Genomic DNA, 14,532 nt, shown 5'->3' with positions numbered 1-14,532 from the left:
GCTCAGCGCACCGCTGAGCACGCGCTGCTCGATCAGGTCGACGCCGCGAGCGACCCCGCCGGTCGCCGCGAAGCCCGCCGCCACCCGCCGCGCACCGGCCGTCATGGTCATCGCCTGCTGGACCTTGGCCGAAAGCCGTTTTGCCGTCAGCTTTTTCGCGGGCAGCCGGGTTCCGCAGCCCGCCACCTCGACCCGCCGGGCGACCTCGAACTGGTCTCGCCCGAACGGCACTACACACACGGGAACGCCTCGCGCCAAGGCCTTTTGGGTCCCGCCCATCCCGCCGTGGGTGATCGCGCACACCGCGCGGTCCAGTACCGGTCCGTGCGGGACGAACTTGACCACCGTGGCGTTGGGCGCCGGGGTGATGTCGCTCGGAAGCCCCGCGGGCAGCGTCGCGACCACGTGCACCGGCAAGTCCGCGAGCGCGGTCATCGCTGTCTTGACGAGCTTTTCATCCGCCTGCTGTTGCGACGACGTGGTGACCAGGACTATGGGCCGGTCAATCGACTCCAGCCACTCGGGGACCGCGTCCAGCGCGGGCTCATACATGCACGGGCCGATCATCTGCACGGCGTCGCCCCAATTGGACTGCGCATACTCGAACGGCTTGCCACTGGCCACCAGCATCAGCGGGGCGCGGCGGAAGAAGTCGTCGGCCGACTCGACCGGCGGGGCACCGGCGCTCGCGCGAATGCTGTTGCCCGCGGGCAAGACCGCTCTTTCCATCATCCCCAGCACGATAGGGCGAAGCGTGGCATCGCGGACCCGGCCCAGCACGCCCGGCAGCGGCGCCAGACCCAACCCGAAGGGCGGGACCCCGCGTGACTGCAGCGGCGGCGTGTACGGCGAAAAGCACGCCCAGGGGGTGTCGCCCGCGTCCGCGACCGACAGGGCGCCCCAGCAATTGACGTCGACCACCAACGCATCGGGGCGCGTCCGGGCGACCGCATCGGCGAAGTCGGCGACCTCGTACGCCGCGCGTCGGCAGAACACGTCGACGGCCCTCTTCAGGGCACCGCGCGGATTGCCGGCCTTCCAGTCGTCGTTGGCGATCGCCTCGATTCGCGGGTCGATGATGTCGGCGACGAAGCCCAGCTCCCGCGCCATGTCCACTCCCGTGGACAGCGTGCGCAGATGGACCTCGTGACCGCGGGCCGACAATTCCAGCAGCAGGGCGCTGAACGGGAACAAATGCCCGAGCGCCGGCGAGGTGTAAGCCAAAATTCTTGCCATTGTTCTCACGTCTCTGGGTGCGGGACAAACATCGTTGTCTCACATTGTTTCGGGTAATCGGTTCCGCGTCAGTACGGCTGGCAACCATATGCAGTGGGGGCCAGCCGCTATCGCATGGCCCTGACACCCGCGCGGTTGTCTCGGGCGCGAATAGTGCTGGCACCCAATGCGAATGCGGGCCAGTTGTACCGACAGGCGACCCCCGCGTGAGCGACACTGTGAACATGTCAGCAACAACCCTACTCAGGCGCCGCTGCTACGTCTTTCCCTTCAGCACAGCGGCGTTCGGCCAAGGGTAGGCGTCCGTGTGTAGCGCCGTCGTCCTGCTGTCGCTGCTCGCGGCGGTCGACCCCGTCCGGATCGGCATCACGGCGCTCCTGGTTTCACGGCCGAGGCCCATGCTCAATCTGCTCGCCTTCTGGCTCGGCGGCATGGCAGCTGGCATCGGGGCGGCGCTCGCCGTACTGCTTTTTCTGCGCCACTTCACGACCTCCGTTATACGAGTGGTGGTTTCGGCCACCAGCAGCCCGATCACCGCGTACCTACAGGTCTCGATCGGCGTGCTGGCGGTCTCCTTCGCCACCCTGCTGCTCGCGCGCCGCTGGGCGCGTCAGCGGCTGCTCATGCCGGTGAGCGGTGGTGGGTCCCCGACCCTTCAACTGGAGCCCGACACCCCGCGCACATCCCGCCGCCTCTCGATCCGCGGCCGGCTCGAAGTCGGGTCGTGCTGGATGGCGTTCGTCGCAGGCGTCGCATTGGCGACCCCGCCCGTCGAGTACATGGCCGCGATCCTCGCGATTTTGGCCTCCGAACCCGCCGCGCCTGCCCAGTTCGGGGCCGCCCTCATGTTCACCGTGGTGGCGTTTACGGTCGTCGAGATCCCCCTCATCACGTATCTCGCCGCGCCGGCGCAGACGCTGGCCGTCGTCCAGGGGGTGAACGATTGGATAGGCCAGCGGCGCCAGGCCATCCCCGGCTTGGTCGCTGCCGTATCGGGTGTCTTACTGGTGGCTACCGGAATGGGTAGGGTCTAGCACCGGAACCGCGTCAGCGCAGCGCCTCCATTGCCACGCCCAGTTGCCGCAGCGCCTGCTCGGCCAGCTTGGCCATGGAGCTCCGATTCCCGGGCTGCACCCAACGTTGGAAGGCATCGCCGAGGGCGAGCGCGCCGACTTGCGCGGCCAGGTTCGCGGTGGGCGATTCCACCCCGCGCTTGATGAGCGTGTCGACCATCGCCGCGGTCAGGGCGGCGGCCTTGAGCAGGTCACGCTCCTTCAGTTCCGGAGTGCCGTCGATGACCGCCTGACGTTTGGCAAGGAACTCTCGCCGGTCATCTGCCAAGCCGGCGGCGAACGCGGCGAGTGCGGCGCCGACCGCTGCCATGGGCGTGGCCTCGGCGGGGCACCCGCAATGGCGTCGGCGAACATCTCGCGGTACGCGTCCTGACCGCGGAAGAGAATCTCGCGTTTGTCGGCGAAGTGACGAAAGAAGGTGCGTTTGCGCCCTACCCGGTCCATTCCACGTCGTGTCGCTCAACCGATCACCGCCGATATCGAAGCGGTCGCGCGAGCCGCCGGCGAAGGTCATCTCCGCCTACCAATCGCCCAAGCGGTGCCACTACCGGAAGCAATCCCGGCGCTCACGGAACTGGAACGAAACGGCACTGCGAAGCGGGGCAAGCTCATCATCCTGCCCGGCTAAGCCATCTGATAGACACGGTCAGATTCGCGACCACCGCGGGAGAAAGCGAACGCGTTTGCACTGCACGCACTTCCCGATAGCGTCCCGATGCTTGCGACACGAAAGCATGACCTCTCCGCAGCACTGGTTTCTTGCCGCCCATCTGGCTGGCTTCTTGCAGCGCCACAACATAATAGGGCGAAAAACCTTGAGCCGGATGACAAGGTCGCACGGTAGGTCGAACTTCAGCCTATCCAAAATCGCTGTCTCCGGCCCGTTCTGGTTGCCGGTTCTCACCGCAGCGCCTCCTCGTCTCCGACAACGTCCACCCCATTAAGGGTGGATGCCAACTCCCTCAATGTCATCGACGCTGGCGTCCATCAACGGTTGCAGGGCAACCACAGTGCGACATACTCGCCAGCTGCAAGCGTCTGGGCGCTCGACTTCAGGCACCGTGATCGATGTCAGCGGCCAGGTTCAGAGCTTGCGCTACTTGGCTTCCAATGCGTACACGCGTTGGCTGCCCACCACTGGATGCTCCGGATCGCGGACGGCCTTGCGGGCCTCTGACTGTTTCCGCAGTCGCGAAACCCATTGGGGCGCCCACCAGTTCGCCCGCCCCATCACGTGCATGAACGCCGGAGAGAGCAGCATGCGCACCAGTGTGGCGTCGGACAGCACCGCCAGCGTCAGGCCGACCCCGAACATCCGCATGAACGACACCTGGGCGGAGATCAGCGCGGCGAACGAAATCGACATGATCAACGCCGCTGCGGTGATCACGCGCCCGGTCCTGGCCAGGCCGAGCGCCACGCTGTGGTCGTTGTCGGCCGCCGTCCGGTTGGATCCCAGCCAGTACTCGTAGATCCGCGACACGAGGAACACCTCGTAGTCCATCGACAGGCCGAACGCAATGCAGAACAACACGACCGGCATGGTCAGCACCAGCGTGCCGGTAGCGGTGGTCCCCAGTCCGCCGAGGTGGCCGTCCTGGAAGATCCACACCAGGGCGCCGAACGAGGCGGTCAGGGACAATCCACTGAGCAGCAACGTCTTCAGCGGCAAGACCACGCTGCCGGTGAGCCGGAACATCACCACGAAAGTGATCAGGGCGATGGCCGCCAGGACGAAGGACAGCCGGGACGTGATGGCGTTGGCGGTATCGCGGTTCACCTGGGCGGTCCCGGTGATCAGGACCGGCTCACCGCCCGGACCCGCGATCGCGTGTAGTCGGTCCAGCTGCGTCTGGGAGACATCGGAAAAGAGCGGCGTGCTGCTCGCCACAGTGAGGAACGCGCTGCGGTCGGCGACACCCGCTTCGGCCGTCGGGGGTCCGACACGGGAGCCGGCGACGAACGTGCCACCGGGTGACGACACCGACGGCACCCCGGGCACCATCGACAGCCGGGAGGCGTACGCGTCCAACATGTTTGGCGTGAGGTCGCGGCCGTCCGGAATGACCACGGTGAGACTGGTGGCCACGTCGGCGCTGAACTTCGTGCGCAGCTGGTCGCCGACCTGACGGGCCGTACTCGAGGCCGGTAGCACGCGATCGTCCGGGATGCCCCACTTCATCCCGAACAACGGCATGCCCAACGCGACCAGCAGGGCGGTGAGGGCAAGCCCGAGTGGGACCGCCCGGCGCATCACGAAATGGGCCAGTCGGTAGAAGAACGTCTGCTCGACCGGGCGAGGGGGGTGCTTGAGCTGGCGGGAATTTAGTCGCGGGCCGACCAAGGCAATGGCTGCGGGTGTCACCACAATCGCCGCGGCTACCGCGAGCGCCACCACCGCGATTGCGGCATACCCGAATGACTTCAGGAATGGGATCGGGAAAAACATCAGTGCCGACATCGACAGCGAGACGGTCGTCGCCGAGAAGAGCACGCTCCGGCCGGCGCTGACCATCGTGCGTACGAGCGCCGCGTCCCGGTCGGCACCGCTGTCGATCTCGTCCCGGAACCGGCTCAGGATCAGCAATGTGTAATCGATCGCCAACGCCAGCCCCATTGCCAGCAGCAGGTTGAGCGCGAAGATCGAGACGTCGGTCACGCAGGTGAGGGCACGCAGCACCGCCATCGATCCGAAGATGGCGATACCGCCTACCACCAACGGAATTGCGGCCGCAGTAAACCCACCGAACACCCACACCAGCACCAGAAAGCTCACCGGGACCGCGATGGTTTCCATCACCTTGAGGTCTTTTCGGGTCTGACTGGTGATCTGCGCATCGACCATGGCCTGGCCGCCGGCGCGTACCGTCACACCGTCGCGGCTGTGCACGACCTGATCGCTGAGCGCCTCGGCATGCTTGCCCGCCTCGTTGCTACCGCCGGTGATGCTGGCGACGATCAGACCGACCTTGCCGTCGCGGCTGAGCAGGCCTGTTGACGCCGACGGCGGCGCCGTCCACGGCGAGGTCACGCGCGCCACATAGGGGGAGGTGCCAAGCTGGCGCACGATGTCAGTGCCGACCCCCTGGGCGGCACCGCTTTTGATGCCGTCGTCGGAGCTGACGGTGATCAGTAGCTGCGTGTCGCCCTGGTTGAACCGCGTTGCCAACATCTTCGTCGCGCGCGTCGATTCCGCGTTCGGATCCTGAAACCCGCCCGCGGACAAGCTATGCGTCACCGGCAAGCCAAACACCGCCGTCGTCACCATGGCGAACAGCGCGAGCGCAATGATCCGCCGCGGCGCGCGGATTCCCAGTCGAGCCAGCCGCTCCAAGGCGTTCAAAAGCGAAGCACCGCCCCTTCGATGGTGAGTCCGGGGCCGAACGTCAGGAGCACACCGTGCTCCCCGCGGCGCGGCTTGTCGACGCGCAGGATGTTTTCCAGCACCAGCAGCACCGTGGCCGACGCGCAGTTGCCGGCGTTGGCAAGCACGTCCCAGCTCGCGCGCAACTGCTCGGGCTCCAAGGCGAGCTGCTTGCCCAGCTTGCGAACGATCTTGGGGCCACCGGGATGAATGCCCCAATGGGCGACGTCGTCTTTCGAGAGGCCCAGCGGTGTAAGAAGTCTGGCCAGGAAGGCGTCGATGTTCTCCTCGAGAACCGCAGGGACCCCGGCGGCCAGGGTCATCCAGAACGACCGGTTGCCGATGTTCAGGCTCATCATCGTGTGCTGGTCGTAGAGTTGCTCGGTGTGCGTGCGCAGGAACTGAATTCCAGCGCCGTCCGGGGCCGACCCCATCAGCATCGACACGCTGGCGTCGCCAAACAGGGCCTGCGTGATCAGCGCCTCCACCGGATCCTCGCCGGGCATCAGGCTTTCCCGGATGTGCGCGGAGCTCAGCTCGGTGTTGTTGCAGATCACCAGCTCATCCGGGCGGGCGGCGACGCTGTCCATGGCCACCTTGATGACGTTGAGCGCCGCGTAGCAGCCCATGTGTCCGATGAAGGTGCGCCGCAGATCCGACCGCAGCCCAAGCTCTTTGGCGAGCATCAGGTCGGGGCCGGGGTTGACGTATCCGGTCGAGCACGCCATGACGAAGCTGCCGACCCGCTGGGTGTCGAAGTCGCCGATCGCCTCCTTCAGGGAGCGCGAGGCGACGTCGATGACGGCCTCGCTGTGCGCCGCCATCCGGTCGCCGGTCATCAGCGCACTGACTTCCCGCAGGCTGTCCGGGTCCCACATGATGTGGCGTTTCCGGACCTTGGTCGATTCGACGATCCGCTTCACGTACGGGACGGTCGACACGCGCCTGAAGAATTCCGCGGTCTCCTCCTGGTTCACCTCGAAGGGCGGATGCGCGGACGCGATGCCGAGCAGCGTGGGCCGGTGGTGCACGGCGCCGGCCGTCACGTGCGACGGAGAGAGCGCATCCAACGGATCTGATCGATACATGGCTGTTGTTCCTTTTCGCTCTAGCCGACGAACCGGTTGTTCTTGCCGCGCCGTGCCAGCGCGGCACGGGCGTGCAGGAGTTCTCCGTTGGCCGCCTGGATCAACAATCTTGCGGCGGTGACCTTTTTGGGCGCGGCCAACTGTCCTGTCTGCCACTGGGTGAGCGCCTCGCGCCGGCGCAGCTTGCCGCTGCTGGTTCGCGGCAACGTGCCGGGTGTCAGCAGTTCCACGTGCGCCGGCCGGATGCCGGTGTGCTGCTGAACGCGCAGCGCGACGTCGTGCGCGAGGTCCGGGGTGGCGTCGGCGGTCGTTTCCACCAGCATCGCCAGCGCCTCGTCTTCCTCGCCCGGCGGCACGAATCCCACCGCGACCGCGCAGCCGGTGCGAACGCCGGGCACGCCGTCCAGCGCCGCCTCGAACTCCTCGGGCGCGTGGTTGGCGCCGCGGACGATGACGATGTCTTTCTGGCGGCCGCACACGTAGAGCTCGCCGTCGTGGATGAACCCGCGGTCGCCCGTGTGGAGCCAACCGTCGTGCAGCGCCTGGTCGGTCAGGTCGGGGCGGCCGAAGTAGCCGTGCATGATGCTGGGTCCCGAGGCGAAGATGTGGCCAACCTGATCGTCCGGCAGCACAACTCCGCGGTCGTCCCGGACCTCCACCGCCATGCCGGCCAGCGGCTTTCCCACGCTGACAATCTCTTTGGCGCCCGGCTCGACGACGCTCTCGGACGCAAGCTTGTCGCCGTCGACACCGAGAGCCTTGAAGATGGTGCCCGCGGGCTTGAACGTCACGGCCAGCGACGCCTCCGCCATGCCGTAGCACGGTGTAAACGCCGACGGCTGAAAGCCCCACCGTCCGAACCGCTCGGCGAACCGCCGCTGCGTCTCGGCGCTGACCGCCTCGGCACCGTTGAGGCAGATGTCCCACGAGGACAGGTTGACACCGTCGAGTTCGTCGTCGCGGATGCGCTTGAGGCACAGGCCGAACGCGAAGCTGGGCGCGGCCGTGATGGTGCCCCGGTGCCGGGAGATGGCACGCAGCCAGGCGCCGGGCTCCGCGACGAAAAGCTCGGGCGGGAGCAGGACCAGCGTTCCCCGGACGTAGAAGGCGCTGAGAAGGTTTCCGATCAGCCCCATGTCGTGGTAGAGCGGCAGCCACGTCACACCGACCGGGGGAACACCGTCTGCGGTGATGTAGTGCTCGAGTGTCGCGAGGTTGGCGAGCAGGTTGGCGTGGGTCAGCGCCACCGGCTTGGGGTCGCTGGTTGTGCCCGAGGAGAATTGGATGACCGCGATGTCGTCGGCGGCGACGGTGACGGCCTCGGAGACCGGTCCGCCGAGCCCGGAGGCCGTCACGCAGCCCAGGGGCGGTGCCGAGTTCGCCACCGCCACACCCAGGAAGCGCCGAATGCGGTCGTCGGTCACGACCATGACAGCGTCGACGGCCTTGAGCATGGCCGTCGTCCTGCGGTGAAACTCGTCGAGCTTGCCCAGCCGCAACGGCGGATACAGCGGAACCGGAACGGCGCCCGCGCACAGCACGCCGAAGAAGCTCTCGACGAACTCCGGGCCGGTGGGCAGCACGATCGCGACGCGGTCACCCCTTTGGACCCCGCGCCGCGTCAGGTCCGCGGCGACGGACAGGGCCCGCTCACGGATGTGGCTGAACGGCACTTCACGGTCGCGCTCCCTGCGGTCGACGAAGACCAGGCCGCGCTCGGATTGGGCTGCACCGTCGAGCATTTCGACCAGGGTGGCGAACTTCGGCCGGATCGCCGGTATACCCCTCACGATTGCTCCCCGACACGGTCGAGCACCAGGTTGGCCAGGTCGGCGACGGTGCTGAGGTCTTCGGCGTCCTCTTCCTGCAGCTCGATGTCGTAACGCGCCTCGATCTTGAAGACGACCGACATGAACTTGAGTGAATCGAGGCCGGCGTCCTGAAGGACCGAGTCCGCCGCGAGCTCGGCGCCCTCCGTCTCGGCGCTGACGAGGTCGATGATCTCCTGGGTGAGCATGGCCAGTGACGCAGACTCTTGTGTCGGGTATTGCATGCCCAGAAGTGTTGTCGGCGCAGCCGCGATGAGCTTCCCTGCCACCGCGAATCGTTCCTACTGGTTAGCCGCAAGATCTTTCGGCGAGCTGGCGGGTATGCCGCACGTCACTCTTCCCGCTGACGGGAGCGCCGCGTTCCGGCCACCCGGTATGCGCGAGGCCTCGTCAAACGGGAGCAGCCAGGCCGTATTTCGGTCCGAGGGTGGCGACGGCCTTCTTGAGCTGTTCGCCGAGCTCGTCGAGACGATCCGCCTGCGACGCGTCGATGGCCGCGCTCACGGCAGCGATCAGGCTGCCGTCCGGAGCGAGCAAGGGCGTGGCCACGGCATAGGCGTCGCCGAGCGTGACTCCCCGGTTGAAGGCCAGCCGGCTCGACCGGATATCGGGCAGCTCGGCGAGAAACTGCTGCACCTCGCCCGCCTGCTCCGGGCTGGCGAGGTCGAGCAGGCGGTACATCTCCTTTTCGGACACGTTGGCCAGCAGTGTCTTTCCGGCGGCGCTCGTGTACAAGGGGCGCCGGGCGTGGATACGCGCGACGAACCGCAGGCTCGGCGATTCCTCGCCCACCAAGTCGGTGAAGATGATCGCGTCGCCGACGCGCACCCCGACAAGCACGGTGCAGCCGAGCGTTTCGCTCAGCTCGGCCACGAATTGGTGATCCAGCGACAGAGCGGCCAGCTTGTTGGCGCGCGCGGCGAGGATGAACGGGCCCGGCCCGAGGAAAAACCTCCGCTCCCGCTCGACGAGGTAGCCGCAGGCCAGCAGCCCGTTCGTGAGCTCCTGCACCGAGCTCTTCGCCGCATCCAGAGCGGTCGCCAGCTCCGCGAGCGTCAGGCCGCGCGGGCTCAACGAGACGGTCTCGAGGATCTGGACCACTCGGTCGACCGTGCGGTGCGGGCGGGCAGGCATGCCGCCGACGGTAGCAAGCTCGCCGCGAGAATCCCGACAAGGACTTGCTAACGCGGCGCGCGACGCAGTACCGTGTCGAAAGTACGTATACCCGGTTTTTTATCTGTAAATACGTAGGACACCTCGAGAGAATCCCCAAGAGAACAAAGGACCCGCATCGCCATGACCATCGGCAACGACTCGTCAACCGCGCGGACCGCCGACCTGCCGAGGGTTGATCCTCCCGACCGCGTCAGCCGCCCAGTTCGCGCCTACGCCGCCTTCCTGGAAACCGAACTCGGCCGCTGGATCGCGAAAAACGTTGCGCCGAAGATCGACCCGTGGTTGCTGCGATCCACCGGGGGCCGGTTGAGCATGGGACTCATGCTCCCTTCAGCGCTGCTCACCACCACGGGGGCCAAAACCGGGCAGCCCCGCACCAATCCGGTCTTCTACTTCCACGACGGGCCCGACGTGATCGTCATCGCCTCCAATTACGGCAATGGCAACAATCCCGCCTGGTACTACAACTTGCGCGCAAATCCTCGTGCGCAGATCTCGACCAATGGCGGCGGCCCACTGCTGAGCGCGACCGAAGTCTGCCATCCCGCGGAGCGAGACCGCGTGTGGGCCATGGCCGACCGGGTCTACCCGCTGTGGCCCGACTATCGCCGACGCGCCGCGCGCGCCCACCGCACCATTCCGATCGTGCGACTTCGCGCCATCGCGGGCTGACGGTAGGGCCTCCGCGCCGCCGGGCGGTCACCCGGCGATGCCCGGCCGCGCCGGCACCGGTGATACCGGCACCCTCACGTCGAGCAACCTTGCCTCCGGCGAATCCCGTGTCGAACCAGGCGAGTTCACGAACATCGCTCCGCACGAGCGGCTGCGTCCTGCCGCCGATCGCCGGCCGAACCGCGCGTGGTACACCCGCTCGGCGCCGGCGCGGGGGCCCGTCGAAAAAGACACGTTTCAGGACTTGCAATGCGACGGCAGTCACGATACATTATCCGCATATCCGGTTATTAGTACGTAAATACGTACACAATGAAAGGCTTACCGATGACCGCACCAACCCGCCCCGAAATGATCCGCACCGCCAACGGCGTCCCCCTTCCCCTCGTCGCCATGCCCCAGAACGAGCTCCTCACCGTCAACATCGACCAGATCCCGTTGCTCAAGGACGCCATGGGCCCCGGCATCCACATCCAGCCCCTGCGCCTCGACCCGGAAAAGGGTCAGGTGGTCCTGATGGCCGTCATGGCGCCCGGCTGCAAACTGCCCGTGCACTACCACACCGGCACGGCCGAGGTGTACACGTTCTCGGGCTGCTGGAAGTACGCCGAGTACCCGGACCAGCCGCAGGTCGCCGGCTCCTACCTCTACGAGCCCGGTGGCTCGGTGCACACCTTCTACTGCCCCGAGGACAACACCGAGGACACCGTCGTGCTGCTATGGATGGAAGGCGCGCAGATCGGCTTCAACGACGACGGCACGCTGGTGCACATCAACGACGCGACGTCTATCCAGCACGTGACCGAGACGGTCGCCGAGGCGCAGGGCGTCGGACCGGTTGGCTACATCCACGGCGGCGAGGCCGGCGTCGTCGAGTCCTGATCTGAAGAAAGGGAAATCGCTCATGTCACCGGCATTTGACGGCGTCCGGGTCCTCGAACTCGGCCACGTCTACAACGGGCCGTACTGCGGGCTCCTCCTCGCCCAACTGGGTGCCGAGGTCATCAAGGTCGAGCCACCGGGCGGTGAGCCGTTGCGCTTCCGCTCCCACCGGCCGGCCGAGTCGCACGAGTTCGTGATGCTCAACTCGAACAAGCGCAGCGTGGTCCTGGACCTAAAGACCCCGGCGGGCCACCAGGCGCTGCTCGACCTGGTGGAGACGGCTGACGTGCTGATCGAGAATTACGCGCCCGGCACCATGGAGCGGCTCGGTCTGGCGCCGGAGCTACTCCTGCGCCACAACCCCCGGCTGATCGTCGCCTCGGGCAAGGGCTACGGGTCCACGGGGCCGTACGCGCACATGTCCGCCATGGACATCACCGTGCAGGCGATGTCCGGCAGCGCGTCCGCCACCGGGGACCCCGACGGGCCACCCACCAAGGCGGGAGCGGCGTTCGTGGACTTCTCCGGTGGCATCCACCTGTTCGGCGCCGTCGCGGCGGCGCTCTTCCAGCGTGAGCGGACCGGACGGGGGCAGATCGTCGAGGTCTCGATGCACGACACCATCTACCCAATGCTGGCGTCGAGCTTGGGCGGCCTGCACAACGATCCCGCCCGCCAGCTGCCCGAGCGCACCGGCAACCGCCACTCGGGGATGGCCGTCGCGCCGTACAACATCTACCCGGCAAGCGACGGATGGCTGGCGATCATCTGCATCTCGGAGCGGCACTGGCACGGCGTTGCAACGGCATTGGGTCGGCCCGAGCTGGTCGACGATCCGCGGTTCCGCACCGAGAAGGACCGGGTCACCAACATCGACGCGGTCGACGAAGAGGTGTCTTGGGTCACCCGGACTCGGACGCGCGCCGAGCTCGTCCGCGACCTGCAGGCCGCCGGGGTGCCCTGTGCACCGGTCAAGTCGGTCCGCGAGGTCGACACCGACGAGCACCTGATCGAACGCGGCATGATCACCTACGTCGACCATCCGAACCGGGGTCGCGTGCCGGTCCCGGGATGCCCATTGCGGCTCAGCGATTCGCCCGTCGGGCCGTTGCGCGCCGCACCGCTGCTGGGCGAGTCGACCGAGGACGTCGTGGCCGAACTGGGAGAGGGGACCGGGCGTGTCCTATCTGCTTGAGTCCGGCACTCCGCTGGCGACGTATTACGCCCAGACGGCGCCACGTGTGGGAGAAACCCTGTCACGGCGCGCGATCGGCACGCTGGACGCGGTGACGATCGGGCGCTACGCCATGACGATCGGGGCGGCGCACCGCAGTCACTACGAGGCCGAGGCCGCACGGTCGGCCGGCTACCCCGACGTCGTCGCGCCGCCCAACATGCTCGCCGCGATCGTGGAGTGGGGCGTCGGCACCCCCGAGGCCCGGCTGTTGCCCGACGGGACGCCGCTAGAGGGCGACATGCCCCTCGGAGAGGGCGAGCTCGGGCTGCGGGTGATGGGCGCCGGTGAAGAAATGGAGCTGGTGAATCCCGTCACCGCCGGGACGGAACTGGTGCTCGAGACGACACTCGAGTCGGTCACCCCAAAGCAAACCCGCTCGGGCCCCTGCGTTTTCGTCACCACGCTGAACACCTTCAGCGCCGCCGACGGCACGGTGCTCAACCGCAACCGTCGCACGGTCGCCCTACGCAACCCCGCCGAGGAGTCGTGATGTCAGTCGCCTTCGAAGTCTCGGACACGCTCGAACCGCTCAAGCACACCGCCACGCCGCTGCAGCTGTTCCGCTACAGCGCGGTGACGTGGAACCCGCACCGCATCCACTTCGACGAAACCTACGCCCGCGAGGAGGGCCACCAGGGCATTGCGCTGCACTCCCACCTGCGCGCGGCGCTCGCGCTGCGGTGCGTCACCGAGGGCCTCAGTCCGGACTGGCGGGTCTCGAAGTTCACCTACCGCCTGCGCAAGCCGGTGTACGCGCCGGCCGAACTGGCCTACAGCGCGCGGGTGACCGCAACGGGGGGCGACGTGATGACCATCGAGGTCACCGAGCAGCACCCCTCCGGGACGGCGGGCTTCGAAGGGACCGTGTGGGTCACCAGAAATGTTGCGGGAGGGACGAAATGAGCTCGGCCCGGGAGCGGCACCCGGTCCGCATCGGTAACTGCTCCGGGTTCTACGGTGACCGCGCGTCGGCGATGGCCGACATAGCGCGAGCGGGCGGCGTCGACGTCATCACGGGCGACTACCTGGCGGAGGTCACGATGCTGATCCTCGGCAAGGCGCGTGCCAAAGACAGCACCAAGGGCTACGCGGCCACTTTCCTGACGCAATTGGACGCGGCCCTCGAACACCTTGTCGCGAACGGTATCCGGCTCATCGTCAACGCCGGCGGTCTCAACCCGGGCGGCCTCGTCGCGGCCGCCCGCGACCTGATCGCCCGCTGCGGATACGACCTGCGGGTCTCCCACATCGGGGGCGACGACATCTCCGGCCGTCTTGACACCCTGCTCGCCGACGACCACGCGCTGCCGCACCTGACGACCGGGGAGCCGCTGTCGTCGTGGCCGCACGAACCCCTCACGGCCAACGCCTATCTGGGCGGGATGGGCATCGCCCGAGCCCTGGAACACGGGGCCGACATCGTGATCACCGGCCGCGTGGCCGACGCTTCGCTGGTGGTCGGCGCCGCCGCCTGGTGGTGGGGCTGGAACCCCGACGACTACGACGCCCTGGCCGGCGCGGTGGCCGCCGGACACGTCATCGAGTGCGGTCCGCAGGCGACCGGAGGGAACTTCTCCGGTTTCCGCGCAGTTCCCGATCTCGCGCGGCCCGGATTTCCGATCGCCGAAATCGCCTGCGACGGTTCGTCGGTGATCACCAAGGACCCCGGCACCGGGGGCGCCGTCACCCGCGACACGGTCACGGCCCAGTTGCTCTACGAGATCGGCGATCCCGCGTACCTCAACCCCGACGTGATCGCCCACCTGGACACTGCCGAGCTGACGGACCTCGGCGACGACCGCGTTCAGATCCGCAGGGTGCGCGGGTCCGCCCCGCCGGCCACGACCAAGGTCGCCGTCACCGGGATCGGCGGTTGGCAGAACAACGTGGTGTTCGCCCTCACGGGCATCGACCTGGACGCCAAGGCCGCGCTCATCGAGCGCTCCGTGCGCGACTACGCCCAGGCCGTCGACGG

Annotated in this window: 14 protein-coding genes; 7 read left to right on the top strand and 7 right to left on the bottom strand. The window is 67.4% G+C overall.

Annotated elements, in window-relative coordinates; genetic code table 11:
* Window positions 1-1,236, bottom strand: a 1,236-nt coding sequence (locus tag VMD50_RS21940) for a glycosyltransferase (protein ID WP_325430665.1), incomplete at its 3' end; no start/stop codon positions are given.
* Between the two features lie 305 nt (window positions 1,237-1,541).
* Between VMD50_RS21940 and VMD50_RS21935 the strand changes: the two genes are divergently transcribed.
* Window positions 1,542-2,270 (top strand): GAP family protein, encoded by a 729-nt coding sequence (locus VMD50_RS21935; protein WP_325430663.1) that lies wholly within the window; start codon window positions 1,542-1,544, stop codon window positions 2,268-2,270.
* A 13-nt stretch (window positions 2,271-2,283) separates the two neighbouring features.
* On the opposite strand, the gene VMD50_RS21930 is transcribed toward VMD50_RS21935, so the two are convergent.
* From VMD50_RS21930 to VMD50_RS21905, 6 genes are all read right to left on the bottom strand, one after another.
* Complete coding sequence (locus tag VMD50_RS21930) at window positions 2,284-2,619, bottom strand: hypothetical protein (protein ID WP_325430661.1); 336 nt, start codon at window positions 2,617-2,619, stop codon at window positions 2,284-2,286.
* A 786-nt stretch (window positions 2,620-3,405) separates the two neighbouring features.
* Entirely contained in the window at window positions 3,406-5,652 is a 2,247-nt protein-coding gene (locus VMD50_RS21925) for an MMPL family transporter (protein ID WP_325430659.1), read from the bottom strand.
* A complete protein-coding gene (locus tag VMD50_RS21920; protein WP_325430657.1) occupies window positions 5,649-6,761 on the bottom strand; it encodes a type III polyketide synthase in 1,113 nt (370 codons plus the stop codon). Before VMD50_RS21920 ends, VMD50_RS21925 begins: the two co-directional genes overlap by 4 nt.
* A 20-nt stretch (window positions 6,762-6,781) precedes the next feature.
* Window positions 6,782-8,551 carry a fatty acyl-AMP ligase gene (locus VMD50_RS21915; protein WP_325430655.1) on the bottom strand — a complete coding sequence of 590 codons (1,770 nt, stop codon included), beginning with the start codon at window positions 8,549-8,551 and terminating at the stop codon, window positions 6,782-6,784.
* Entirely contained in the window at window positions 8,548-8,814 is a 267-nt protein-coding gene (locus VMD50_RS21910; RefSeq protein WP_325430652.1) for an acyl carrier protein, read from the bottom strand. Before VMD50_RS21910 ends, VMD50_RS21915 begins: the two co-directional genes overlap by 4 nt.
* A gap of 166 nt (window positions 8,815-8,980) precedes the next feature.
* Window positions 8,981-9,691: an IclR family transcriptional regulator gene (locus tag VMD50_RS21905; RefSeq protein WP_325430650.1), complete on the bottom strand. Its 711-nt coding sequence runs from the start codon at window positions 9,689-9,691 to the stop codon at window positions 8,981-8,983.
* A gap of 195 nt (window positions 9,692-9,886) precedes the next feature.
* Here VMD50_RS21905 and VMD50_RS21900 point away from each other — a divergent pair, with 195 nt between their 5' ends.
* The 6 genes from VMD50_RS21900 to VMD50_RS21875 form a co-directional block, all read left to right on the top strand.
* Window positions 9,887-10,438, top strand: coding sequence for a nitroreductase family deazaflavin-dependent oxidoreductase (locus VMD50_RS21900; protein ID WP_325430648.1), 552 nt, complete (start codon window positions 9,887-9,889; stop codon window positions 10,436-10,438).
* 327 nt (window positions 10,439-10,765) lie between these two features.
* Window positions 10,766-11,320 carry a 2,4'-dihydroxyacetophenone dioxygenase family protein gene (locus VMD50_RS21895; RefSeq protein WP_325430646.1) on the top strand — a complete coding sequence of 185 codons (555 nt, stop codon included), beginning with the start codon at window positions 10,766-10,768 and terminating at the stop codon, window positions 11,318-11,320.
* A 22-nt stretch (window positions 11,321-11,342) separates the two neighbouring features.
* Window positions 11,343-12,515, top strand: a complete 1,173-nt coding sequence (locus VMD50_RS21890) for a CaiB/BaiF CoA transferase family protein (RefSeq protein ID WP_325430644.1) — start codon at window positions 11,343-11,345, stop codon at window positions 12,513-12,515.
* Window positions 12,499-13,047: an FAS1-like dehydratase domain-containing protein gene (locus tag VMD50_RS21885; RefSeq protein WP_325430642.1), complete on the top strand. Its 549-nt coding sequence runs from the start codon at window positions 12,499-12,501 to the stop codon at window positions 13,045-13,047. The genes VMD50_RS21890 and VMD50_RS21885 overlap by 17 nt, the downstream gene beginning before the upstream one ends.
* Window positions 13,047-13,460 (top strand): MaoC/PaaZ C-terminal domain-containing protein, encoded by a 414-nt coding sequence (locus VMD50_RS21880; protein WP_325430640.1) that lies wholly within the window; start codon window positions 13,047-13,049, stop codon window positions 13,458-13,460. Before VMD50_RS21885 ends, VMD50_RS21880 begins: the two co-directional genes overlap by 1 nt.
* On the top strand, window positions 13,457-14,532 hold a 1,076-nt coding region (locus tag VMD50_RS21875), incomplete at its 3' end, for an acyclic terpene utilization AtuA family protein (RefSeq protein ID WP_325430638.1). The genes VMD50_RS21880 and VMD50_RS21875, both read left to right, overlap by 4 nt.

The sequence above is a fragment of the Mycobacterium sp. genome (assembly GCF_035506235.1).
Lineage (GTDB): Bacteria > Actinomycetota > Actinomycetes > Mycobacteriales > Mycobacteriaceae > Mycobacterium.
The sequence above is the reverse complement of the archived record's forward strand: the minus strand, read 5'-3'. Positions and strand labels throughout refer to the sequence as shown.